Annotated in this window: 23 protein-coding genes; 14 read left to right on the top strand and 9 right to left on the bottom strand. The window is 52.5% G+C overall.

Translation table 11 applies throughout. The annotated features are described in order from the left end of the window. Positions 1-2: 2 nt before the first annotated feature. From AACY82_RS13935 to AACY82_RS13905, 7 genes are read left to right on the top strand one after another with little or no spacing between them, the layout of a single operon-like run. Entirely contained in the window at positions 3-809 is an 807-nt protein-coding gene (locus AACY82_RS13935; RefSeq protein WP_339617451.1) for an SDR family NAD(P)-dependent oxidoreductase, read from the top strand. After that, positions 806-2,104, top strand: coding sequence for an FAD-dependent oxidoreductase (locus AACY82_RS13930; protein ID WP_339617450.1), 1,299 nt, complete (start codon positions 806-808; stop codon positions 2,102-2,104). The genes AACY82_RS13935 and AACY82_RS13930 overlap by 4 nt, the downstream gene beginning before the upstream one ends. Next, the gene (locus tag AACY82_RS13925) at positions 2,097-2,939 is read left to right on the top strand and encodes a DUF1365 domain-containing protein (RefSeq protein WP_339617449.1); all 843 of its coding nucleotides are present in this window, start codon (positions 2,097-2,099) and stop codon (positions 2,937-2,939) included. The genes AACY82_RS13930 and AACY82_RS13925 overlap by 8 nt, the downstream gene beginning before the upstream one ends. A 6-nt stretch (positions 2,940-2,945) precedes the next feature. Next, a complete protein-coding gene (locus tag AACY82_RS13920; RefSeq protein WP_339617448.1) occupies positions 2,946-4,217 on the top strand; it encodes a cyclopropane-fatty-acyl-phospholipid synthase family protein in 1,272 nt (423 codons plus the stop codon). A gap of 3 nt (positions 4,218-4,220) precedes the next feature. Beyond that, on the top strand, positions 4,221-4,781 hold the full coding sequence (locus AACY82_RS13915) for a DUF2878 domain-containing protein (RefSeq protein ID WP_339617447.1): 561 nt from the start codon (positions 4,221-4,223) through the stop codon (positions 4,779-4,781). Next, positions 4,778-5,554 (top strand): hypothetical protein, encoded by a 777-nt coding sequence (locus AACY82_RS13910; protein ID WP_339617446.1) that lies wholly within the window; start codon positions 4,778-4,780, stop codon positions 5,552-5,554. Before AACY82_RS13915 ends, AACY82_RS13910 begins: the two co-directional genes overlap by 4 nt. A gap of 59 nt (positions 5,555-5,613) precedes the next feature. Continuing rightward, entirely contained in the window at positions 5,614-6,399 is a 786-nt protein-coding gene (locus tag AACY82_RS13905; protein WP_339617445.1) for a ZIP family metal transporter, read from the top strand. Between the two features lie 23 nt (positions 6,400-6,422). On the opposite strand, the gene AACY82_RS13900 is transcribed toward AACY82_RS13905, so the two are convergent. Next, on the bottom strand, positions 6,423-6,914 hold the full coding sequence (locus AACY82_RS13900) for a GNAT family N-acetyltransferase (RefSeq protein WP_339617444.1): 492 nt from the start codon (positions 6,912-6,914) through the stop codon (positions 6,423-6,425). Between the two features lie 276 nt (positions 6,915-7,190). On the opposite strand from AACY82_RS13900, the gene AACY82_RS13895 reads away from it, so the two are divergent. From AACY82_RS13895 to AACY82_RS13885, 3 genes are read left to right on the top strand one after another with little or no spacing between them, the layout of a single operon-like run. Beyond that, positions 7,191-7,472, top strand: a complete 282-nt coding sequence (locus AACY82_RS13895) for a high-potential iron-sulfur protein (protein ID WP_339617443.1) — start codon at positions 7,191-7,193, stop codon at positions 7,470-7,472. Between the two features lie 56 nt (positions 7,473-7,528). Then, positions 7,529-8,296: a hypothetical protein gene (locus AACY82_RS13890; RefSeq protein ID WP_339617442.1), complete on the top strand. Its 768-nt coding sequence runs from the start codon at positions 7,529-7,531 to the stop codon at positions 8,294-8,296. Positions 8,297-8,299: 3 nt separating this feature from the next. Beyond that, positions 8,300-9,226 carry a DUF808 domain-containing protein gene (locus tag AACY82_RS13885; protein ID WP_339617441.1) on the top strand — a complete coding sequence of 309 codons (927 nt, stop codon included), beginning with the start codon at positions 8,300-8,302 and terminating at the stop codon, positions 9,224-9,226. Here the strand turns inward: AACY82_RS13885 and AACY82_RS13880 are convergent. From AACY82_RS13880 to AACY82_RS13870, 3 genes are read right to left on the bottom strand one after another with little or no spacing between them, the layout of a single operon-like run. After that, a complete protein-coding gene (locus tag AACY82_RS13880) occupies positions 9,223-9,828 on the bottom strand; it encodes an exosortase H-associated membrane protein (protein ID WP_339617440.1) in 606 nt (201 codons plus the stop codon). The two genes, AACY82_RS13885 and AACY82_RS13880, sit on opposite strands and share 4 nt — an antisense overlap. After that, entirely contained in the window at positions 9,815-10,324 is a 510-nt protein-coding gene (gene xrtH, locus AACY82_RS13875; protein WP_339617439.1) for an exosortase H, read from the bottom strand. The genes AACY82_RS13880 and xrtH overlap by 14 nt, the downstream gene beginning before the upstream one ends. A 6-nt stretch (positions 10,325-10,330) precedes the next feature. Next, positions 10,331-10,630 carry an acylphosphatase gene (locus AACY82_RS13870; protein ID WP_339617438.1) on the bottom strand — a complete coding sequence of 100 codons (300 nt, stop codon included), beginning with the start codon at positions 10,628-10,630 and terminating at the stop codon, positions 10,331-10,333. Positions 10,631-10,646: 16 nt separating this feature from the next. On the opposite strand from AACY82_RS13870, the gene AACY82_RS13865 reads away from it, so the two are divergent. Further along, on the top strand, positions 10,647-12,218 hold the full coding sequence (locus tag AACY82_RS13865) for a glycoside hydrolase (RefSeq protein WP_339617437.1): 1,572 nt from the start codon (positions 10,647-10,649) through the stop codon (positions 12,216-12,218). Here the strand turns inward: AACY82_RS13865 and AACY82_RS13860 are convergent. Then, a complete protein-coding gene (locus tag AACY82_RS13860) occupies positions 12,215-13,099 on the bottom strand; it encodes an AraC family transcriptional regulator (protein ID WP_339617436.1) in 885 nt (294 codons plus the stop codon). The two genes, AACY82_RS13865 and AACY82_RS13860, sit on opposite strands and share 4 nt — an antisense overlap. Positions 13,100-13,274: 175 nt before the next feature. Between AACY82_RS13860 and AACY82_RS13855 the strand changes: the two genes are divergently transcribed. Beyond that, on the top strand, positions 13,275-14,327 hold the full coding sequence (locus AACY82_RS13855) for an NAD(P)-dependent alcohol dehydrogenase (RefSeq protein ID WP_339617435.1): 1,053 nt from the start codon (positions 13,275-13,277) through the stop codon (positions 14,325-14,327). 23 nt (positions 14,328-14,350) lie between these two features. Here the strand turns inward: AACY82_RS13855 and AACY82_RS13850 are convergent, their stop codons facing one another. Further along, positions 14,351-15,082, bottom strand: a complete 732-nt coding sequence (locus tag AACY82_RS13850) for a helix-turn-helix transcriptional regulator (protein WP_339617434.1) — start codon at positions 15,080-15,082, stop codon at positions 14,351-14,353. Between the two features lie 137 nt (positions 15,083-15,219). Between AACY82_RS13850 and AACY82_RS13845 the strand changes: the two genes are divergently transcribed. Together AACY82_RS13845 and AACY82_RS13840 are read left to right on the top strand one after the other, a co-directional pair. Next, positions 15,220-15,555 carry a hypothetical protein gene (locus tag AACY82_RS13845; RefSeq protein ID WP_339617433.1) on the top strand — a complete coding sequence of 112 codons (336 nt, stop codon included), beginning with the start codon at positions 15,220-15,222 and terminating at the stop codon, positions 15,553-15,555. Between the two features lies 1 nt (position 15,556). Continuing rightward, positions 15,557-16,363, top strand: a complete 807-nt coding sequence (locus AACY82_RS13840) for a DUF2145 domain-containing protein (RefSeq protein ID WP_339617432.1) — start codon at positions 15,557-15,559, stop codon at positions 16,361-16,363. Positions 16,364-16,543: 180 nt separating this feature from the next. Here the strand turns inward: AACY82_RS13840 and AACY82_RS13835 are convergent, their stop codons facing one another. From AACY82_RS13835 to AACY82_RS13825, 3 genes are all read right to left on the bottom strand, one after another. Further along, positions 16,544-20,863, bottom strand: a complete 4,320-nt coding sequence (locus AACY82_RS13835) for a glycosyl hydrolase (RefSeq protein ID WP_339617431.1) — start codon at positions 20,861-20,863, stop codon at positions 16,544-16,546. Between the two features lie 265 nt (positions 20,864-21,128). Next, a complete protein-coding gene (locus AACY82_RS13830) occupies positions 21,129-21,950 on the bottom strand; it encodes a LytTR family DNA-binding domain-containing protein (protein WP_339617430.1) in 822 nt (273 codons plus the stop codon). Between the two features lie 13 nt (positions 21,951-21,963). Continuing rightward, a complete protein-coding gene (locus tag AACY82_RS13825) occupies positions 21,964-23,079 on the bottom strand; it encodes a histidine kinase (protein ID WP_339617429.1) in 1,116 nt (371 codons plus the stop codon). Positions 23,080-23,151: the final 72 nt, after the last annotated feature.

Here is a 23,151-nt window from a genome sequence, read left to right as displayed (position 1 = left end):
ACATGACTGCCCTAACAGAGCTACCCGATGCCCACAAGGCTGACGCCAGCGCCGAGATTAGCTGGATTACCGGCGCCAGTAGCGGCCTGGGCCGGGCGCTGGCGCTACAGCTAGCGCAGCAAGGTCACTGGGTTATCGCCAGCGCTCGCAACGCGCAAGCCTTAACGCAGCTCGCCGCCGATAACCCGGGGCCGGGCCGTATACTCACCGTGGCGCTAGACGTTACCGAGCGTGACAGCCTGCGTGCCGCCAGCGATCTTATTAGCGCCAAGCTGGGCCGCATCGACCGGCTTATCGCCAATGCCGGCGGTTGTGAGTACCTGGATTTTCCCAACCCGGATTGGCGAGCAATTGAGCGCGTTTTTGCCGTAAACTTTAACGGTGCTGTTGCCAGCATTGAGGCCGCGTTACCACTGTTGCGGCTCAACCACCGGCGCGGCCACATTGTCGGCGTTGTCTCGCAAGTGGTGAAGGCGCCGTTTACCCGGGCCGAAGCCTATGGCGCCTCCAAGGCTGCCCTCGGCTATTTTCTCGACAGTTTGCGCCTCGACTTAGCCCCCGAGATCGACGTTACCGCTATTTATCCAGGCTTTGTCGACACCCCGCTAACCGCCAAAAATGATTTCTCTATGCCGTTTTTAATGGATGCTGACGACGCAGCGGAGCGCATGGCCCGAGCCATCAACAAGCGCGCCATCAACATGAGTTTTCCGCGCCGGTTAAGTTCTATGCTGTGGTTAGCGCGCCGACTACCCGGCTTGTGGCGGCGCGCCATGAGCAATAAAAACACCTCTGAGAACACCCCATGAAAATCGCAATTATTGGCGCCGGCATCTCCGGCCTAAGTGCCGCTTATTACCTAAAAGACGAGCACGAGCTGCATATTCTTGAGCGCGACAGCCGTGTCGGCGGCCACACGGCTACGGTGAAGGTCGAGGTGAACGGCAAACCGTACGCCATTGACACCGGATTTATCGTCTATAACGATTGGACTTACCCCAACTTTATCGCCTTGATGGATGCGCTAGGCGTCGCCACGCAACCCACCGAAATGAGCTTTAGCGTCAGCTGCGACACCACTGGCGTAGAATACGGCGGCAACAACCTCAATACGTTATTTGCCCAGCGGCGCAATTTACTGCGGCCCTCTTTTCTGGCAATGGTGCGCGATATTTTGCGCTTTAATAAAGAAGCGATTGCCGAGCTTGAGAGCGAGCGCCTCGACCCCGACATTACCCTCGGGCACTACCTGCAAGAACGTGGCTACAGCCAGAGCTTTATCAACCATTACCTTATTCCTATGGGTTGCGCCATTTGGTCTGCCTCGACGCAAACCATGCTGGAGTTTCCGTTATTATTTTTTGTGCGATTTTTTAAAAATCACGGCTTACTCAGTGTTAACAACCGCCCCCAATGGCGAGTTATCAGCGGCGGCTCGAGTAACTACTTACCGGCATTAACCCAAGCCATCAAAAACAGCGGCGCCACCATTACCACCGGTGTCGAGATCGCTCAGGTAACCCGCCGGCAGGATAAAGTTATTATTGAGCACACCAACGGCCAACGCGACGAATACGACCAGGTTATTTTTGCCTGTCATAGCGATCAGGCGCACGCGCTACTTGGCGACAGCTCGCCAGACGAAAACTCTATACTGGGCGCCATCGACTACCAATCCAACGAAGTTGTACTGCATACCGACACGCGTTTATTGCCAAAGCGAACGCTAGCCTGGTCAAGCTGGAACTATCGCTTGCGCCAGCACGAGCAGCAGCGGGCTGTGCTGACCTACAATATGAATATCCTGCAAAGCATCACCAGCGACACAACCTTCTGCGTTACACTTAATGACACCCAGGCCATTGATCCAGACAGAATTTTACAGCGCTTTAATTACGCCCACCCAGTATTTACCCGGCAGGTCATTGAGGCGCAACAGCGCTGGCGCGTTATTAACGGCGTCAACCGCACTTGGTTTTGCGGCGCCTATTGGGGCAATGGTTTTCACGAGGACGGCGTGGTCAGCGCCAAACACGTAAGCGATGCCATTAGCGCAAGATCCAACGACCCCGCCGTAAACATTGAGACAGACCGCCGTGAGTGAGCCGGATTTAAACGCAAACACTGGCATCCAGCACAGCGGAATCTATCAAGGCTGGGTCAGACACCGTCGTTTTCGTCCGCGCAAAAACGCTTTTTTGTATAGCGTCTTTATGATGTACCTCGATATAGAAGAGATTGATAGCGTACTGGCACAATCGCCTTTTTGGTCAAAAAGCCGTTGGACACCTGCGTGCTTTAAGCGCGAGGATTTTTTGGGCGACCCGACGGTGAGTTTAGATACCGCCATTCGCAGCGAAGTTCTTAAAAAAACTGGACAAGAACACACCGGCCCTATTCGCGTACTCGCCAACCTGCGCTACTTTGGCTATGTGATAAACCCAATCACCACTTATTACTGCTTTAATAAGCAACAACAGTTGCAGTTTATTGTCGCCGAGGTGACCAACACCCCTTGGGGCGAGCGTGTGAGCTATGTCCTACACTGTGATCCGAAGCCCGAGTCATCGCGTAAATCAAACAAGGGCTCACGCTTTAACGAATTTACCTTTAACAAAGATATGCATGTCTCACCGTTCAACCCTATGAGCATGCAATATCACTGGCGCAGTAATGTACCAGGCAAACGCCTACTTATTGACCTGCGCTGCACGCAAGAGCAACAAAATGTACTGGATGCGACCTTAGCGTTACAGCATCAGCCAATTACCCGTAGCGCCCTCAACCGCATTATTTGGTGCTATCCGTGGATGACACTGAAAGTCGTCGGCGCTATTTACTGGCAAGCCCTTAAGCTCTGGATTAAACGCGTACCCTTTTACAGTCATTCGGCCAAACTAGGCAATAGCCACCGAGCCGCAAGCGAGAAAACAAGGTAACCAACCATGACGATGGAGTCACTTAAGCGTTCGCGCATCGCCCGACAAAACAAACCCAGCGTATTGGATCGTATTGCCAAGCAACAAGTTCTGAAACAGTTAAAATGTATTGCGTTGGGGCGTTTGATTATAGAGGACGACGGCGAGATCATTTGTTTTGGTGAGGCCAGCGCCGATACTGAGATTCACGCGCACATCATCGTGCATCGGGCCAGCGCCTACCGTGGGTTTATGTTGGCCGGGTCAATCGGCGGCGCCGAAGGCTATATGGCAGGCAGCTGGAGTTCACCCAATTTAACCGCACTTACCCGGCTTATGTGCGCCAACTTAAACTTACTCAACAACGTCGACAGCTCGCGTTTTGGGCTGGGCCGTTTACTCGAAAAGTTTTACCACTGGTCGCGCCGCAACACCGAAGACAACGCACGCGCCAACATTGCCGCCCATTACGACTTAAGCAACCAGTTTTTCTCGCTGTTTCTCGATCGCAGTATGATGTACTCTGCCGCTCGCTTCGCAACCGCCGACACATCGCTAGAAGATGCCGCGCTGGCAAAGATAGATAATATTTGCCAAAAACTAAACCTTACCCCCGGCGATCACCTGTTAGAGATAGGCACCGGGTGGGGGGCCATGGCGATTCATGCCGCGCGCCATTACGGCTGCAAAGTTACCACCACCACCATATCAAAAGAACAGTATCGCCACGCCTGCGACGAGGTAGAACGCGCTGGACTCTGCAGCCGGGTAACGGTATTGTGCGAGGACTACCGCAAGCTCAGTGGCAGCTACGACAAGCTCGTGTCTATCGAAATGATTGAGGCGGTAGGCCACGAATACTATCGCGAGTATTTTGCTACCTGCTCCAAGTTGCTTAGGCCCCACGGGCTGATGCTGCTACAGGCAATCACGATTCCCGACCAACGCTATGACTACGCCCGACGCTCGGTGGATTTTATCCAAAAGTATATTTTTCCCGGCGGCTGCCTACCCAGCGATCGTGAAATAACCGCCCAACTTAGCCGCCATACCGATATGCAAATGGTTGCAATGGAAGAGATAGGCGAAGATTATGCTCTCACACTGGCGCACTGGAACCGGCGCTTTCACGACAAGCTCGATGAGGTAAAAGCCCTCGGATTTAGCGATACCTTTATCCGTATGTGGGAATATTACCTAAGCTACTGCGAAGGCGGTTTTAGCGAGCGAGTCATTGGCACAGGCCAGTTTTTACTGGGCAAACCTCAATGGCGCAAGTCTTTTCCCAGAGCAACCTAACATATGACTAACCGCCAAGCGCACATTGTTCGACTCATTACCAATCTAGCGCTATTTCAAGTGGGCTGGTTTGTCTGCTTGTTGGGCGGGTCTGTGTGGGCACTGCCGTTTACCGCACTTGCACTGGTGATTCACGCAAAATTCATTCAACACTCACCACGGGAGTGGCGGCTGCTGGCAGGCTTTGCATTAGCCGGTATTATTTGGGACGGCCTATTAATGAGTGTCGGCCTGATAAGCTTTGCACTGCCACAAGATACCGTACTGATCGCGGGGCAATTCGCTATTATCCCAACATGGCTTATTTGCCTTTGGGTGCTATTTGCCACTACGGTTAATCATTCACTCTACTGGCTTGCCCCTTACCCTTGGCTTGCAGGCTTACTAACCGCCTTTTTTGCACCGGCGAGTTATTACGCGGGTGTACAGTTAAGCGAGGCACAGTTATCGCAACCTTACTGGCAACCGCTGCTCGCCGTAGCCTGCGGCTGGGGCGTCGTATTTCCACTGGCGTTACGTTACTGCCAGCGCCGCTGTCGGCCCCGCGAGGAGACACCGCTATGAATAGCTTATATAAAATTCTCTCGCGTCGCAGTAGTGCCCTATTGACCCTGCTACTGGCGACGACGCTCTATGGCACGGCGACAAATGCCGAGCAAGAAAACGCCCTTACTAAGCCAACAAACGTCCTCGGAGAAGCTTTTCGTCAAGGTAGTGACCAGTTGCTTTATCGCGAGCTGCATGAGTACGCGATAGACAGCAACGGCGAGCTCGAACATCAGGTAACCTATACTCAACCAGACGGCTCGGCCTGGGCGGAAAAACAAATACGCTACCATGATCGTGCCACGGCACCTGACTTTGAGCTAACTGACAGTCTGAACCGCGAATCGCTCAAAGTCACTGTCACCGAGAGCATGATTAAGGTTGCTCACACACAAACCGATAAAACACAAGAGCACCAGTTAGATAGCAAATCACCTTTGGTGGTCGACGCCGGATTCGATCCGTTTGTCCGTCAGCACTGGCAAAGTCTTAGCCATGGCAACTCAGAAACGTTCTTCTTTCTGCTACCGCGCCGAGAGAAACTGGTTGAGCTTAGGTTAACACCGCAAAGCTGCAGCGATTTTGAGCCCGATCATTACCTATGTCTTGCGCTAGAAATTAATAACTGGCTACTGCGCATGCTGGTTGACCCCATCGAGCTGACTTATCAACGGGACGAGCGCCGTTTAATCCGCTACCTAGGCGTGTCTAACCTCAGCTTTCCGGGCGAGGAAGACAGCCCTCAAGTGGACATACGTTATCGACCGGTCACCGACACTGCCACTCATTAACGTTGCGTTTAACTTCGGCGTACAACACAATTACTTTGTTTCTTTAGCGGAGCGCAACCATGGTTTCTTCTTGGGACATCATCATCCTAGGCTTTCTGGGCAGCTTGGGGGCCGGCATGATGACCGCAGTAGGCGCTGCCGGCATTATCTTTATTAGTCAGTTGTCAGCGCGCAGCGAGGATATGCTGCTCAGTGCAGCAGCCGGGATTATGCTAGCCGCTGCTATTTTTTCACTGTTATTGCCAGGTATTAATCAAGCGCAAGTCCAAGGCCACAGCCAAAGCAGCGCTGTCCTTATCGTGCTAACGGGGATGCTGCTAGGCGCCGCGCTACTGGCGCTCATTCACCGCTACACGCCGCATCAACACTTTCAAAAGCCGGAACCCGGCATCGACGCTAAACACCTACAGCGAATTTGGCTATTTGTACTGGCAATTACCCTGCATAACTTTCCCGAAGGCATGGCGGTGGGGGTTGGTTTTGCCAATGGAGACATCGACAATGGTCTACCTTTGGCAATTGGTATTGGCCTGCAAAATATTCCCGAAGGACTAGCGGTTGCGGTATCGTTAATGGCCGTTGGCTACACGCGGCTTTACGCGTTTGGCGTAGCGACCTTAACCGGCTTACTTGAGCCAATCGGCGGGCTATTTGGGGCAACACTCGTCTCAGTGGCAACACCGTTATTGCCTTGGATACTGGGCGGCGCAGCGGGTGCCATGCTATTTATTATCAGCGATGAGATTATTCCCGAAACCCACCGCCGCAACCACGAAGGCGTTGCCACTTTCTCACTGCTGGGCGGGTTTTCGGTCATGATGTATCTCGATACCGTGCTGGGTTAAACCCGGCCAAAGAAAGCCTCAAGTCAGGGACTAAACGAGACCGGATCAACCGCCCGGTAACGCATAAAATCGTAAACACCGCGATCCTCGACGGTGACAAACCCTAAGCGGCGATACCATTGCCGCGCCGAATTTTGTTTATCAACATGCAGAGACACACTCACTCCCACTTGACGTGCCTCAGCCAAAATGGGCTGTAACAACCGAGTACCAATTCCTCGCTGGCGGTGCTCTGGCAACAGCGCAATGTCGACAATACGAATATCATCGGCCGACCTATCGACGTACAAACGCCCGACCGACACGCCGTCGCATACCACTCTATCGCACTGTGCCCGAGGGTAATGCTGCCGATAGTGTTGACTCTGTGCATTAAATTGCATTGTCAAAAAGGCCTCAGCTTGCTCTGTGGCTAAACCCGCCAAAGCGACCTCGTGCCAGCGTGTGCTCGCGTACAACTGTTGTAAAAAAGGCCTATCCTCTGCCGTCACCGGGAACAACTCTAACGTTATCACTCGTTGTTATGCCTCTAAGTTAAGAATCACACTCAAAATCATAATGTGCTCTCACAGACATAACAAATACAACAGATTACAGCCCGACGTGAGCAAACAAAGCACCACTACGAGCAGTAAATGAGAATCGAAATTCAAGTGGGATTATTTCGCGTAAATTTGGCGTATAAAGTTAAGTTTATCCGGTTGCACAAGCGTGCTTAGAGCGTTTCAATTGGGAGATAACACTCAACTTAAAGAGTGAATACTCAACCGTGACAAGCAAAGGGTTCCAACATGAAGCGCAGAGACTTTATACGTAACACTACCGCACTCGCCGGGGCGAGCCTCATTCCAGCCATCGCCCTCGCCGACGACGAACTACCCAAGCTCTCTACCGATGACGCGCAGGCCAGCGCGCTAAAATACACCGAATCCAGTGAAACCGAAGGCCAGCACTGCAGCAACTGTGTGCACGCCAATGGCGACTTAACAGCCGACTGGGTAGGCTGCAATATCTTTCCGGGCAAACAGGTTAAAGGCTCCGGCTGGTGCGCGGTGTGGGCCGCCCGCGGGTAATAAAAAAGTGCCTTAACATGCTATGATGGCTTTTCGTTCGCACACGGAGAGTCATCATGAACACGGCCCGGTTTGCTGTACTTACACTTCTACTTGCCTGCTGCTGGTTTCAGACATCTACCGCAGAGACAGCGCCACTCGAGCTCAAAACAACCGAGCAGCGCAGCGCTGCAGACCGCCAGCGTGACCTAACCAGTAAACCGCAAGATATTATCTCCCTACTCGAGCTGAGCCCCGGTGAAACCGTTGTCGATTTATTCGGCGGCGCAGGTTATTACGCCGAGCTACTGTCGAGCCATGTTGGCCCCAATGGCCACGCTGTTCTGCACAACAACGCCGCCTTCGCCGCATTTGCCAAAGACAACTTAACCGTGCGCCTTGACCGCTGGGACAAATCCGCACCGTTTGAAGTTATCATCAGCGAAACCGACAAGCTCGGTTTCGCACCCAACAGCGTCGATGGCTTTTTAATGGTGATGGCCTATCACGACTTGTACCATGAAGTTCCCGAGTACCATTGGGGGCCGCACAATCGTGAGGATATTCTGGCGCAGCTATACCGCGCCCTAAAAATGAATGGCCGGTTAGTCATTGTCGACCACAACGGCGCCAAAGGGACGGGTATAAGCCAGACAAAATCACTGCACCGTATAGAGGCGTCCACTGCAATCAAAGACATTACAGCCGCGGGCTTTGTCCTACTTAGCCAGTCAGATGTACTGGCCAACCCTAGCGACGATTTGACGCTAAACGTATTTGATCCCAACATCCGCAGCCACACCGACCGTTTTGTGTTGGTCTTTGGTAAACCACAAGAGAATTAACCTATGGCGGGAACCAGCCTATTAGCACTGATTGACGACATCGCGACATTACTGGATGACGTGTCAGTGATGACCAAAGTCGCAGCCAAAAAAACCGCCGGGGTCTTGGGCGACGACTTAGCCCTTAACGCCGAGCAAGTCACCGGCGTTAAAGCCGAGCGCGAGCTGCCTGTGGTGTGGGCCGTGTTTAAAGGCTCGATGCTAAATAAACTGATTCTGGTGCCGGCAGCGCTGTTAATCAGTGCATTTATACCGTGGCTAATTGTACCGCTGCTAATGCTGGGCGGCGCTTTTTTATGTTTTGAGGGCTTCGAGAAAGTTGCTCACAAATGGTTGCACCCCAAAGACCAGCAAGATGCCGCGCGCAAAGCGCGATTGGCCGCCTTGGCACAAAGTAAAACCGATATGGTTGCCTTTGAAAAGGGCAAAGTAAAAGGGGCGATTCGAACCGATTTTATTTTATCGGCCGAGATCATCACCATTACCTTGGGTGCTGTTGCGGAAGCGGATTTAACTCAGCAAATTATCGTACTGAGCATAATTGCATTGACCATGACTATTGGCGTGTACGGCCTAGTGGCAGGCATTGTTAAGATTGATGACGCGGGATTGTGGCTAAAACAAAACCGTGAGGCTAAATGGCAGCAGGCGTTAGGTGGCTTACTTTTAGCAGCGGCCCCTAAACTGATGAAGTTTTTATCGGTCGCCGGTACCATTGCCATGTTTTTAGTGGGCGGCGGCATATTAGCCCATGGTTTTGCCGTACTGCATCATTTTATCGAGCACAGTGCCGAGTGGGCGGCCAGCTTGCCCACTGGCGGCACTGTACTTGGCGCACTCCTCCCGACATTAATGAATGGCGCTATTGGGATTGCGGCGGGCGCGTTGCTGGTGGGCGGTGTTACATTGCTTAAAAAGCTAAAACGCTAACTTTTTGATTGCTCGCCACTGCTATCAATAAGCGCTTGCACCAATGCACGGTTGGCTAAAAACCACACGCTAACAGCACCAATAACCGGCAGCATTAAATACCCAAACTGGTAGCAGAAGGCCGCCACTTCTTGCTGCCATTGCGCAACTACCACTTGCTCCGCCACGGCACTACCCATACGAAACAATATATTGACAAAAAACTCTGCTACCAACCCCCAGGCATGCATCGGAAACAGCGCGATTACCGCGATAATAACGCGCACATTGGAAAACAAAGTGTCGTTCACCGCATAACATAAAGCGAGCAACACTGGAATATTCCAGGAATACAACAAGGGGTTAATGGTTACCACGGCATTACCAGTACGCAGACCATCGCCCGCGGCAACTGTAAAGCGAGTAATATACTCCAGCTCGCGGTTAACCCACTCAACCTGCATAACCGCACCGGGGTAAACAAGGTTAATCACCCACTCACTTAAGTGAGCTGGAATAATCGTGAACAAACCGGCTAGGTAATACCAAAGCACAAAGAATAAAGGTAACCACAAAAGCACGCGGAAAAAATATCGCGAGGGAGAAAACTCAGGTGGAGGCATGTTCGGCCCCTGTTGCCTGTCGCGTCGGAATAAAGCGAATCCACACCATCCAAACCAACAAGGTATCGAGCATAATCAACGCCTGCCAAATATACAGATGCGCCCAATCAAATGCGGGCTTGTACCAAATCCCCAAATAAAACAATGAGACAATACGCACTAAGTTGAGCAGCTGAATAGACACCAAGCCAAAACTCACGCCCATCAGCTTATAGCGCCACGGGGCCGGAAACGCGACAATGGCAGCTACCAGCAATATCATCGCTTCAACGCCATTACAGCCCGCAGCTATTTGTACCGCAAAGCCCGTGGCACTATCCACAATTAAGATGCCATTAACCAATAGCTCACGGCCAAACAACTCAATAAAAAATGCGGAGCTGTGGGTTAGCGCCATGGTTAAAGGCTCAACAAAGTAGCGCTGTCCGAAGGGCAGTAGCTCTATGACAAACAGGCCCACCATGACGATAAAAAACAACCCAAAAAAACGCAGCATAATGCGCTAAACCTCCGCTGTTTTATTCGCCGTTTCAGCCACCACAAAACCGCTGGGCGCTTTTATCGTAGCAACTGCTGCCTCAACGTGGGTTACCTCAGCGGCTGCAGGCCCTTGCCACAACCAAGCCTCTAGTTCGCTAAGCAGAGCCGCAGGGCCGCAGGCCATTAGCTCAACCCGACCGTCAACCAAGTTGCGCACCCAGCCAGTTAACCCTAGCTCTTTGGCCTTTGTGGCTGTGCTCGCGCGATAAGATACACCCTGTACCCGACCCGACACTAAGTAGTGTTTCCCATTATTGTGCATACACACTATCTCTTGCATGAAACTTGTTGGTCACATTCTGTCGCTACCATCGGCCCGACATTCTTTGTTTGCCATTATGGGCGCCTATATTACTATGCCTAACTCTTTGCTCCTAATGCTGCCACGTTGGTACGCTCGCCTAAAACGCCAGTACACCGCTCGCGCCGGCACCACCAGTGGTAGTGTGGCCATCACCGTAGACACTCACGCACCCGTAGCCCGCGTCAGCGACTGCTATTTGTCTTTTTCGATCGATATCTCGGTTTTAGCGGGTGGTTTTTGGTGGGAAGGCAGTGAGGGCTCACGCCGAGGGTTGGGCACCTTGCGAGTCCCACCTCTGACATTAAAAGGCAACAAGCTGGATGCCTTAGTACAGGCATTGGGCCCATCCTATTTACGCATCGGCGGTTCAGAGGCGGACAAAATCCACTACTTTTCGGCCCCCGCCGATGAGCCGGACGCCTTAGTGCTTACACGCAAACAGTGGGATCGCTTACATCGCTTTATCGAGCGCAACGAGCTGAAGCTGATCTTTACCGTTAAGTACGGTTTGTTTACGCGCCACGCTCACGGGCTGTGGTGCGGCGACGAAGTGCGCGAGCTACTGGAGTACAGCCGCGATCAGGATTACCAGATTGATGTATTTGAGTTAGGCAATGAGCTTAACGCCTACTGGGCGTTTCATGGCGTACGCGCTCAGCCGCGCGCGCGGGATTTAGCCACCGATTATGCAACCTTTATCGATCATATTCGCGAGTACTACCCCGATGCCCAGGTATCTGGCCCCGGGAGTGCGTTTTGGCCGCGTATTGGCGAGGCGTTTAAACCGTTTTCCAATATTACCCGGCGTTTTTTACAAGAGCTGACGGCGCCCTTGGATATTGTCAATTGGCATTACTACCCGTTTCAAAGCAGCCGCTCGCCAGTGCGCACACGCGGCGCTAACGTGCGTACACTGCTAAACCCTAAATCGTTTACCGATTTTGCTAAATACAGCCAAACCCTAACGTTTTGGCGCGATCAATACCAACCCCAGGCGCAGCTGTGGACCGGCGAAACCGGCTCGGCACAATGCGGTGGGCAGCCAAAATTATCCGATCGCTTTATCTCGTCGTTTTGGTGGGCCGACCAATTAGCGCAAGGCGCGCTGCTGGGCCATCAGGTGATGGTGCGACAAAGTTTGTTGGGGGGCGACTACGGCTTGCTCGACCGGTTAACCCTTAAACCGCGCCCCGACTACTGGGTGAGCTGGCTGTGGGTAAGATTAATGGGCAATGGGGTATATCGCTGTTATCACACGGACAAACACCTGCGCATTTATGCGCAACAACACCCGGATAAAAAACACATTACCTTGATGATTATCAACCTAAAGCCGCGCGGCGTGCGAATTGATGTCGCCATACCCGGAACGGCCGCAGAGCGCTATACGGTAACGGCTAAACGCCTGACCAGCCGCAAGGTAGCCATCAATGGTGTCAAACCCAAACTGCAAAAAGGCAAACTGACGCTAGCGCACTTTCCTCAACCGCAACACAGCAATCGGGTGCCGGGCTATAGCATCAGTTTTTGGCTGTATAACCATTAACTCGCTACCCGTTGCAATGCGTCGCGTTTGTCCTGCAAGGGGCTGACTAGAAAATAGCGCTTATAATCACGGCTAAACTGATTAACACTCCGGTAACCCACCAGCTCGGCGGTTTGTGTAACATTTAAATCGTCACGGCTTAGCAGCATTTGTGCCTTTAAAAGGCGCAAGCGTTTAATGTACTGCAGCGGCGAACTTTGGGTGACCTCTTTAAAGTGCTGATGAAAGGACGAGACGCTCATATGCGCTTGTTCGGCCAACTGCTCGACACTTAAGTCAGCGGCGATATCTGTGTGCATAAGCTCCAGTGCCTGCACCACCCGCGAGTAATTGCCGCTGCCATCCACTAACGCCCTTAACGCCGGCCCCTGCGCGCCGCTTAGGGCTTCAAATATCACCTCGCGCTCCCGGCTCGGCCCCATCAACTGTGCCGTTTGCGAGTCAGCCAACGCCCGCAGCAAGCGCATCACCGCTTCTTCCATTGCATCAGTCATGGTCACCGAAGCCATAGGCTCAGGTGAAGCCTGCACAGTGACGGCCGGCGCGTCTGTCGCATGCACCAACTCTGCCAGGGTGGCGGGGTCGATACGCACCGACACCCCCATTAACGGCGCCTGCTCGCTGGCAAAGGTCTCGCACTCAAACGGTAAAGGTAGCGTTTGTACTAAATAGTGCCCCGGGTTGTAGTGAATTTCACGATCACCCAAATAGCCAATTTTGCGACCCTGTGCCACAAAAATTAAACTTGGTTGATACACCATAGGCGTTCGTTTTATGTGCTTGTGACTGCCAAACACTGTCACGCTAGGCAACGCCGTCTCGGAGTATCCGTCATGCTGCAACAAAGGCTCGATTAGCCTCATCATCGCCGGTAAATTCATACTGCCGCCTAATCACCTGCCATTAATTCAACTTAGTATGCCAAGCTGGCCGCATAATAACGAGGACAATACAAACAAATTTAGAGGAATGTGCAAAAACCAGCGACAAACGAGTGATCCAAACCGCTCCTGCTGACGCACAATAACGGTCTACTTTGACTTAAGGAGAAATTCCATGAGTACCACTTACTCTTATGCCGCACAATCCGCTAGCAGCCCCTTAGCCCCCTACGAGTTTAACCGCCGCGAGCTGCGCGCCGACGACGTTGCCATCGACATCGACTACTGCGGGGTGTGTCACACCGATATTCACTTTGCCGAAAACGATTGGGGCATGAGCGTCTATCCGGTCGTGCCCGGTCACGAGATCGTCGGTCGCGTTAGCGCTGTGGGCGATAAGGTCACCAGCCACAAGGTCGGCGATTTAGTGGGCGTCGGCTGTATGGTGGACTCTTGCCGCAGCTGCCCGGCGTGCGAATCCGGTCTGGAGCAATTTTGTAAAGACGGGTTTGTCGGCACTTACAACGGCGAAGATCGCCATGATGGCTCTATTACCATGGGCGGTTACTCCGACAAGATCGTGGTAAGCGATCGCTTTGTGGTGAAAGTTCCGGCCAAGCTTGACCCGGCCAGTGCCGCGCCCATCTTATGCGCCGGCATTACCACTTACTCACCGCTAAAGCACTTTGGCGTTAAAAAGGGCGATAAAGTCGGCGTGATTGGTATGGGTGGACTGGGCCATATGGGCGTTAAATTCGCCAAAGCCATGGGCGCCGAGGTCACTATCTTTACCCGCTCAAAATCAAAAATCGCCGAGGCAAAAAAGCAAGGTGCCGATCATGTGATTATCTCGACCGATGAAGCGCAAATGACTGCTGCCACAGAGCAGTTTGATTACCTTCTGGACACCATCCCGGTACAACACGATTTAAACCCCTACATTAATTGCCTCACCTTTGACGGCGTGCATATTTTGGTAGGTTTATTAGAGCCGGTAGAACCCGCGCTGCAAGCCGGCGGATTAGTCATGCGTCGCCGCGTATTGGCTGGCTCTTTGATCGGTGGGATGCCCGAAACCCAAGAGGTTTTGGATTTTTGCGCCGAACACGGCATTACCTGCGATATCGAGATGTTAAATATTAAAGACATCAACACCGCCTACCAGCGGATGAAACAAGGCGATGTGAAGTACCGCTTTGTGATTGATATGAAAAGTTTAAAAGCTTAATCGGCGCGATAAACAGCTGCGGCCTAGCGCCGCAGCTTTTGAAACTGCGATAACTCCCAAGGTCGCATGGCCATTAAAATACCAATGTGGGTACGCTGGCTGAGCGGCAGCTTTGTATCTACCCGGTTCAACTCTTCGGCCTCCGCGGTAAGCTGCTCTAAACGCCGCTGCAAATGATGAATAGACGCCTGTGAATAGGAGCCGCGCAAGTAAAACCGAAAACTCTCTTCCTCGGTAAAGCTGCCCTGCAAAAATTTACTGATCACATCCTCGGTAATAAATCGCTCTAACGGCCCGCCGGGAATCCAGCGTAGGTTGCGCGAAATTAATACTTTGTATTTGTTACCCGGTAATAACTGCAACAACTTTAAACGATCGAGCTGGGCCAATAACTGCACGCACTCATGCTCAGAGATGCGGTAGTGCTCGATGATCTCTTCATAGCTCCAACCATCACGCACGCACACCGCCACCAAACACAAGGTGGGGTTATCCACCAACTGCTGCTCTTGCTCCTGACTTAGCTGGGTAATCTCACTGTTGACGGGCTCGGCCAGAGCAAAAAAATCATGCAGGCTTAAATGCAGCACGCGGCAAATTTCCTCTAACCGCGCCAGGCTCAAACTGTGCTGCGAGAACATACGCTTGACGTTGGCCTCGCTCATATCGAGCGAGGCGGCAAGGTCCCGATAGGTAATACCGCGCTCACGCAACAGGGTCTTTAACGCATCGCAAATCTTAGGTATCTGACTCAAAGTATACTATCCATAGACTTAAAGAGTATTAAATCGCTACATTATCACTTTCGGTTTACTTTAAATAGCCCTCGATTAGTATGGCTCCTGCTGGTCAACAGCAACCACTAATGGACATTAAGTAAACGGAGAACAACATGAATAAATCAACAAAACAAATCGGACTTTTCACGTTATTAGCCTTGTCTGCTCTGCCCGCCTCTGCGGCATCGCAAAACGCCAGCAAAGCGGCCGAGCACTCCGCACTGGCCGCTGGGCACTCTGCCACCGCTGGTGCTCAAGTCGTTAGTGCGGCGGTCGCCACACCGCTCGTAGTGGTGGGCGAAGTTGGTAAAGCGGCCGGCAAAACCGGTGAAAAAATGATGAAGTTTGCGCTTGATGACGAGCCGTTAGAGATTTCAGATGATACCATCATTGCCGACCCGGCCCCGCGCCAACATATGCAAACCGTTAACGATCAGGGAGCGATCTAACATGAAAAAACTTACCGCACTGCTGTTAATACTAAGCACCGCGGTACTGCCTACCCGCCTGTGGGCGGGTAGTGCCAGCGCCGAGGATAACCAGTTTCCCGCCGAACAAATCACCGCCTTTGCCAAGTCGGTAGAACACTACGCCGCCCAGCGTGGCGCGCGCGCCTTTATTATTGGCCGGGTAGGTCGGCCCGAGGACTCACTGCCGGAGGGTATTCGCTTCACTCACACGGCCGTTGCCATTTATTCGAGCATCGCGCTCGAGGACGGCACCACACGCAAAGGCTATGCGGTTCACAACTTGTACCAAAAAGCCGATGCGGTAGATGAAAGTGAATTGATAACGGATTACCCCACCGACTTTTTCTGGTCGGCCAAGGCCCTAAAAGCGGGAGTAATTATCCCCAGAGCCGATTTACAGCAACGGCTGATTAGCTTGTATGCCGAAGGTAAAGCGCAAGCGGTGCATGTACCAAGCTACTCGGCCATCGCTAACCCGTTTAACTCCCAATATCAAAACTGTACCGAATATACTCTCGATGTTATTAATTCGGCGATTTATCAAACCCAAGACAAAGCGAAATTAAAAGCCAACGCCAAAGCGCACTTTAAGCCAATGCTGGTGCAAGAGAGCCCTATTAAAATTTTACTGGGCAGCGTGGTAATGAAAGACATTGCGCGGGATGACCACACAGGCCCCGTTGCTACCGCCACTTTTAGTTCGATTGCGCGCTACTTAAACGAAAACAGTTTGCTCAAAGAAGCCAGTATTTTAATGGCAGACGGCCAAAACCAAGCGCTGATGTAAAACCAGAGAAAAAGCCCCGTCGCTGTATTGGTCCACACTTCGCTAAGCAGCCGTTAGTGAGTTTCGACGGGGAAGAACCGAGTAGCAGGACTTACTCAGGTTTGAGGCAAGCAGTAAGCGCTAACAAAAGGCCCCGGCAAATACCGGGGCTTTTGCGTTTGCACTTATTGATGTTTTTACTTAGTAGACTTCAAAGCTCCACAGTGAATAGCCGTAACCGGTACCGCGCGCGGTACCGAGCATACGCACATAGCGGCCAGTGGCGTTTACCGCGAGGTCATCGATACCGCCATTGCCGTTGGCCTCGGTGAACACAGTCGTCCAGTCGCTGCCATTGTCAGACACTTGTATCTGATAGCCTTTGCCGTAAGCGGCTTCCCAGCTCAGTACCACATTGGTAATGGTACGGGTTGAGCCGAGATCTACACGAATCCACTGATCGTCACTAAACTCGCTAGCCCAGCGGGTATTGGCATCGCCATCGGTGGCATAGCTGGCCAACCAATAACCACCTTCAACCGTTGAGGCATCCACCTGAGCACCGACAGCCATATCACTGCCGCCTGAACCGTTAGGCACACTACTGCTGCTGGAGGAGCTGGAGCTTGACGACTCGCTGCTAGAGCTTACCGAGCTGCTGCTAGACGACGAGCTGGATGAGCTAGAGCTATCCTCAGAGCTGCTGGACGAACTACTAGACGAGCTAACACTGGACGAGCTGCCACCGCCGTTACTGGCGCTGCCGTATACTTCCATCTCAAACAGTGAGTAACCCCACGCCGTGCCTCGTGCAACACCTTGCAGACGCACATAACGGCCGCTGGCCGCAAGATCAGTCAGCGTATCAACACCGCCATCGCCACCGGATACCGTGCGTACGGTGTTCCAGTTGCTGGCATCGTCGGATACCTGAATCTGGTAATCGCTGCCGTAGGCCGCTTCCCAGCTCAGGTTAACCGAGCTAATGTTATACACCTGCTCCAGATCGACGTAGATCCACTCGCCATCAGTCCAGCCACTGGCCCAACGGGTGCCGGCATCGCCATCAACCGCTTGCGCGCCACTCATGCCATCGGATTCGTTAGACGACGTATAAACCGCTTTGCCGGTAGCCAGATTGGCCGTTGGCTCGGGGCCGGTATCGTCGTCTTCAACGCTAAAGTCCATCCAGTTAACATTCACCACATCGCTAAACGCTAAACGTAATGTGTGTGCACCTTCGCTCAGATCGATCGACTCGGTCACAGTCTCCCACGCTTGCAGGCCACCGGTAGAACCAACGCTGACAACGCCGCTCTCCTGCCCGTCAACCAACAGGGTAATGGTGCCGCCCACTTCACTGGCAACCCGCAAGTTCAGCTCATAGCTGCCCGAGGCGTCAACATTAAGCTTGTAGTCGGCCCAGGCATCCGGCGCGATATCGCTTAGGTTTAAGAAGCCCGAGAAGTCGTCGGTTTGCTCAACCCGCACGCCATCCATATCGGCATACTCTTCGGCCTGAACACGCGAGGGTACCGAGTGCACATTGCTGTCGTTATGCACCGGCATATTGACGTAAATGCTACCCAGCTCGGTCAAAACACCCGATTGGCGATAATCAAACAAGCCATTGTACGGGTGACCGTTGCGACGACCGGTGAACCACGCGTAACGCTCGACGTCGTCATCGTTCTCAAACGAGTCGACCACTTGAATCAAAAATTTCTTCTGATCCTCCAGGGTAGTGGTGTCAATCCAGTGACTAAACTCGGTCATCCAAATCGGTTTGTTGTACTTTTTAAAGCGATCCACGTACCACTCAACACCACCGGCATCTTCCATATAGGCGTGAATCGAGATGGCATCCACACGACAGTCTGGACAGATATCAAAGAAATCATCCAAGTAGTCGATCGGGTCGTAGTAAGTCGTGCCACCTTCGCTGTTGCAGTTGCCGCAGTAGTTCATGGCAACACTGACGATGTCTAAGTCAAACTCATCGGCAATCGCCTCTAAACGCGGCCATTCGGCCGCCGCCTGTGACGGCGTCATATTGGCTTGATCGAGGAAGTTTGGCTCGTTAAACGCCAGGATGTACTCAACATCGGGGTGAGCGGCAATATAATCGCGCATACCCTGATCATCAAAGCCGCCGTTCCAGGCCATCGGCGCAAACTCGACACCGTAGTTCTGATAGATATCGGCGATTTGAATATCGGGCTTGTGACTCCAGTTGTACCACCAGCTGATGCCCTCAGAGATAGCGGCCAGATCTTCTTCTGAATGATGACCAAAACCTAAGCCGCGCTTAGCGCTTTTGGCCGAGCTGTGGCTGCCATCGACAATAACGTAATTGATGGTGGTGTCTTCCAGCTCACCGTCGCTGACGCTGACGACTACCTCGTAACTGCCCTCGGTTTGGTACTCGTGGGTAACGGTAGCACCACTGCCCAAGCTACCATCGCCAAAGTCCCACACGTAGGTGAGCTCATCGCCGTTCACATCGGTGGAGGCACTCGCATCAAACTCAACAGTAAGTGGTGCACCACCTTGAGTGACCGAGGTTTTTATAGCGGCCTGCGGTGCACGGTTGACCACCTCGCCATTGTTGCCAGACTGCGTGGCCTGCTCGCCGCCAGACAAGTACACGTCGTCAATCGCAAGGCCTTCGATTTCACCTACACCCAGCAGCTGGAACACCTGGCGAACATCCGACAGATCAACGTCTAGGGCAACCTCGGACATGGGAATAACGATCTCATGCCACTGACCGTCACGGGCAAAGCCGTAAGGATCGGCGCCGGGGGAAAAGTCGACCCACAGCTGGCCGATATCGTCGACACTGCCACTCTTCATACCCACTTTAAACTCGGCGTTCGAGGTGGTTCTCATTGAGAAGTGCAGCATGCCATTGGGGTTATCAAAGGCGGTTAAGTTAAAGCCTTCGCGCGCGGTCAGGCCCATGCCGTACCAGCCTTTGCCAGTAGAATCCACATGCAATGAGCCGTTACCTTCAAGAATGCCGTCAGGCTGCAGCGCCAGGGTATCGTCCCAGATAAACAAATCGCCGTTTACCCCAAACGCAAAGTCGCCGGCATCGCGGTGCTCGGGCGTCTCGGTATAGATACCAAAGGCGCCAAATTCGGGGGCATCCAGTTCAACACTCTCGGTAAGGTAAATATTGTCCACGGCAATGTTGATCGCCTCGGCCGGGGCCGCACCAGACATGCTAAACAGCTGTTTTACGGTTTCAAAATCAACACCACCAAACTGCGACATCGGGATAGCGACGTGCGTCCACTCGCCAGTGCGCTCTAGACCAAACTGGTCGCCACCTGCGGCTAAGGTTACCGAGGCATCGCCGCCAGAGGTACTAGAGAGGCCAATAGTGATCGGATCAACCGCCTCGGTTTTCATATCAAAGTGCAGATAACCGTGCTTGTAGTTGCGCAAGTTTTGATCTTTGTGCAGCAAGCCCATGCCCCACCAATCGCCGGGGGCGATATCGTAGGCCAGCGCCGAGCTGCCCTCTGACGGTACCGTGGTGGCGGTGGTCATGTTGTTCCAGATGTACAGATTGGTGTTATCGCCCCAGTTTAGCTCGCTAAATACAGGGGTGGTTTCGGTACTGATACCGTAAGCGCCAGTGGCCAGAGTATCTTCAGCCCGGTGGATTTCGGTGTAATTGTTTTCGTATAAGCGCACATAATCCACCGCCATTTTCGCGGGGAAAGATGCGGTGATTTGCTCGGGCTCGGTCAGCTCGACAAAATTCCAACCGCCCACCGCCATATTCAAAATAATGTGCGCTGGGTTATCGCGAAACTCCGACATATTGGGGTCGGTGATATCCATGTTGAAGTACTGGATATCGTCCACATACATGGTCACCTGCTCGGGGGTCCATTCCATTTTATAGGTGTGGAAGTCATCATTGAGGTTAAAAGGCGTCTCAACATCCGCCGCCGCATCGGCTTGCAGCCAATCGCTCCAATCGCCCGACTCGTGCCACCAGTGCAGCGCACCAGAGACTGCGTGGTTCACGGTGCCCGCATCGATAGCCGCTTTGTAGCCTGCCTCCAAGATGTCCCACTCGCCCGATTTAGGCCAGCCATCAATACCAAAGTTATTACCCATCATCCAAAACGCGGGCCACAAACCATCGGCTAAATCGGGTAATTTAATGCGCGCTTCGATGGTACCGTAGCGAAAGCCAAAGCGGCCATTGGTGTGAATGCGGCCCGAGGTAAACTCTTTGCCCTCATAGGGCTCGCGCTTGGCCTCGATAATCAGATTGCCGTTATCTAGGTAAACATTGTCGTGAGAGGCGGTGTAATACTGCAACTCGCCGTTGCCGTTGCCGTCACCACCGGTGTTAAAGCTCCAGATAGAGCGGTCTAAACGCTCACCGTTAAACTCATCAGACCAAATGGGGGTACTCTGGGCGGTGGCCGCTTGCGCCGCAACGCAAGTGCCCGCAAGCACGATGGCCTGCCAAAGGGGCTTTCTCGAAATCATCATATTATCGTCCTGCAATTCGGTTTATAGGTTTTGTAGTGTCAGGATTTACGTTGCGTGCCTGCGAGGGGGTAGCCGTGGAAAGTATCCGCTGGCGCATTCCGTTGAAGTGGCCCAATTTATTTTTGACTATCGATGGGCTTTGGGCACCTTAAGCGTGCATCAGCCAAATTTCTGACGCAATAGACTCAAGATAAGCCGGACTCGTGGAGCGATAATCTGGATGCCCCACAGAAGGCGTCGTGACCCATGTCACAATTTAGGTGACTTAGCGATCTGAGCGCTTTAACAGCTGCTTGATGGGCTCGTTATAGCTGCGGCTAACCTTAAGCTGCTCGCCGCACTCCAGCAGCACCAGATAATCCCCTTTGCTCAGCGATTGAACACTGGCGATACGATCGACATTCACGATGGTGGAGCGATGAATACGCTGAAACAAGCGCTCATCGAGCAGCGAGGCTAACTCTTTTACGGTGCTGCGCATGATGTGAGTTTCACCTTCGGCGTGGATGCACATGTAATCTCCCGCCGCATCCACCCAATCGATAGTGTGCTGAGGAATCATCCGCGCCGAGCCGGCATCGCGCACCACCAGCTTAGCCTCCGCCAACGATGGCTCATTATTCGCGACCGGCGCACTATCGGCGTTTTGACTCAGTCGCTGTAATAAATCGTCAATCGCGCCGATCAAGGGTTGCTTGGCATCGCCTTTTGAATGGCTAGATTGAAAACGCTCCAGCGCGCGTCCTACCGCGCGAGCCAGTCGCTCTTCATCCAATGGCTTGGGGATGTAATCGACTGCGTGTAAATCGAAGGCATCAAGCGCGTACTGCTGATAAGTGGTGACAAACACCACCATTGGCATAACATCGTTTTGCAGCGCTTTTATCACCTCAAAGCCGTTCTTGCCCGGCATATGTATATCCAAAAACATTAGGTCTGGTTGTAATGTTAACGTCGCTTCTATCGCTTCACGACCATTGCGGCACTCGGCGACCACTTCGATCTCGGGAAACTCTGACAAACAGGCATGTAACACCCCAAGCGCTAAAGGTTCGTCGTCTACAATTATTGTTTTTAATGGTGTCATCGCAATCGCACGTCTAGGTTAAATAGGGAATCTGAATCTCAACATTCAAACCGTGAGGTTCTACGTCGAGCAACTGGAACTGATAATTTTCACCAAACAGCGTCTCCAAACGCTCACTAATATTACGCAAGCCAACGCCGTGGCTGGGCACACTGTCACTGCGTGCCTTTCCAAATCCGGGGCCATTGTCCGCCACACTAATAACCAGCCAGCGTTCATCGGCGACACGAGCACTTATATCAATAGACGCGCCTTGCTCGGTGCCGGCCACAGCGTATTTAACCGCATTTTCAATAAGCGGCTGTAGCAACAAGCTAGGCACTTGTGCGCGGCTCGCTTGTTCATCCACGTGAAAGTTAAGCTCTAACCGGTCTGAGAAGCGAATACGCTCAATATCAATGTACAGCGACAAGGTTTTAATCTCGTCATCTAACGTGGTTTTTACATTCGGATCATACTCAAGGGAGTAGCGTAAAAACTTACCTAACCGATCAATCATTGAGAGTGATTTTTTTTCGTCTTTTAGTCGTACCAAGGCGTAAATGGAGTGAAGCGTATTAAACAAAAAGTGCGGATTAATTTGATAGCGCAACATTTTTAATTGCGCCTCCCGTGCCACCGCCTCGGCTTTTAATCTTTTAATTTGCTCGTAACGGGCGCGCTCGATATCCTGCAAGTGCGCCGCGTGCTCAACCTGCAGCAACAAATAATAATTTAAGCCGTGATACAGCGCCGACCAACACAAATAAATATAAAACGCGCCAAAGTACCAACCGCCAAATTCGGCCCAAATACCTTCTTCGCCGGTAAGCCAGATGTAAGTAATCACACGCAAGGCGGTCCAGCCAAACGCGGTAAGGCCGGCAAGAAACAATGCCAACACCATACGGATAATGGCGTTAAGCGGCCAGATGGCGAGATAGGCATAGGCCAGCACCTGAGACAACACCAGGCCCATTGCTGCCTGCAGGTACATATGTTGGATATAAATCCACTCGGCCCGCTCATACCAGAGGACCATACCCATAAAGGGTACGACGGAAAGCCCGAACCAAAAAATTAGCTGGCCAATCCAGTATTGACCAGAGTCATCGTATAAAACTGGTTTTAACAAACGCGCGTTATTCATGACAGACACTTTTATTATGACAAGGGCGTGTCCCTGCCCAACATTTACGCGCTTATTTTACCCGAGATCACA

The organism is uncultured Gilvimarinus sp. (assembly GCF_963972205.1).
Classification (GTDB): Bacteria; Pseudomonadota; Gammaproteobacteria; order Pseudomonadales; family Cellvibrionaceae; genus Gilvimarinus; species Gilvimarinus japonicus.
This window is presented reverse-complemented; position numbering and strand designations above follow the sequence as displayed.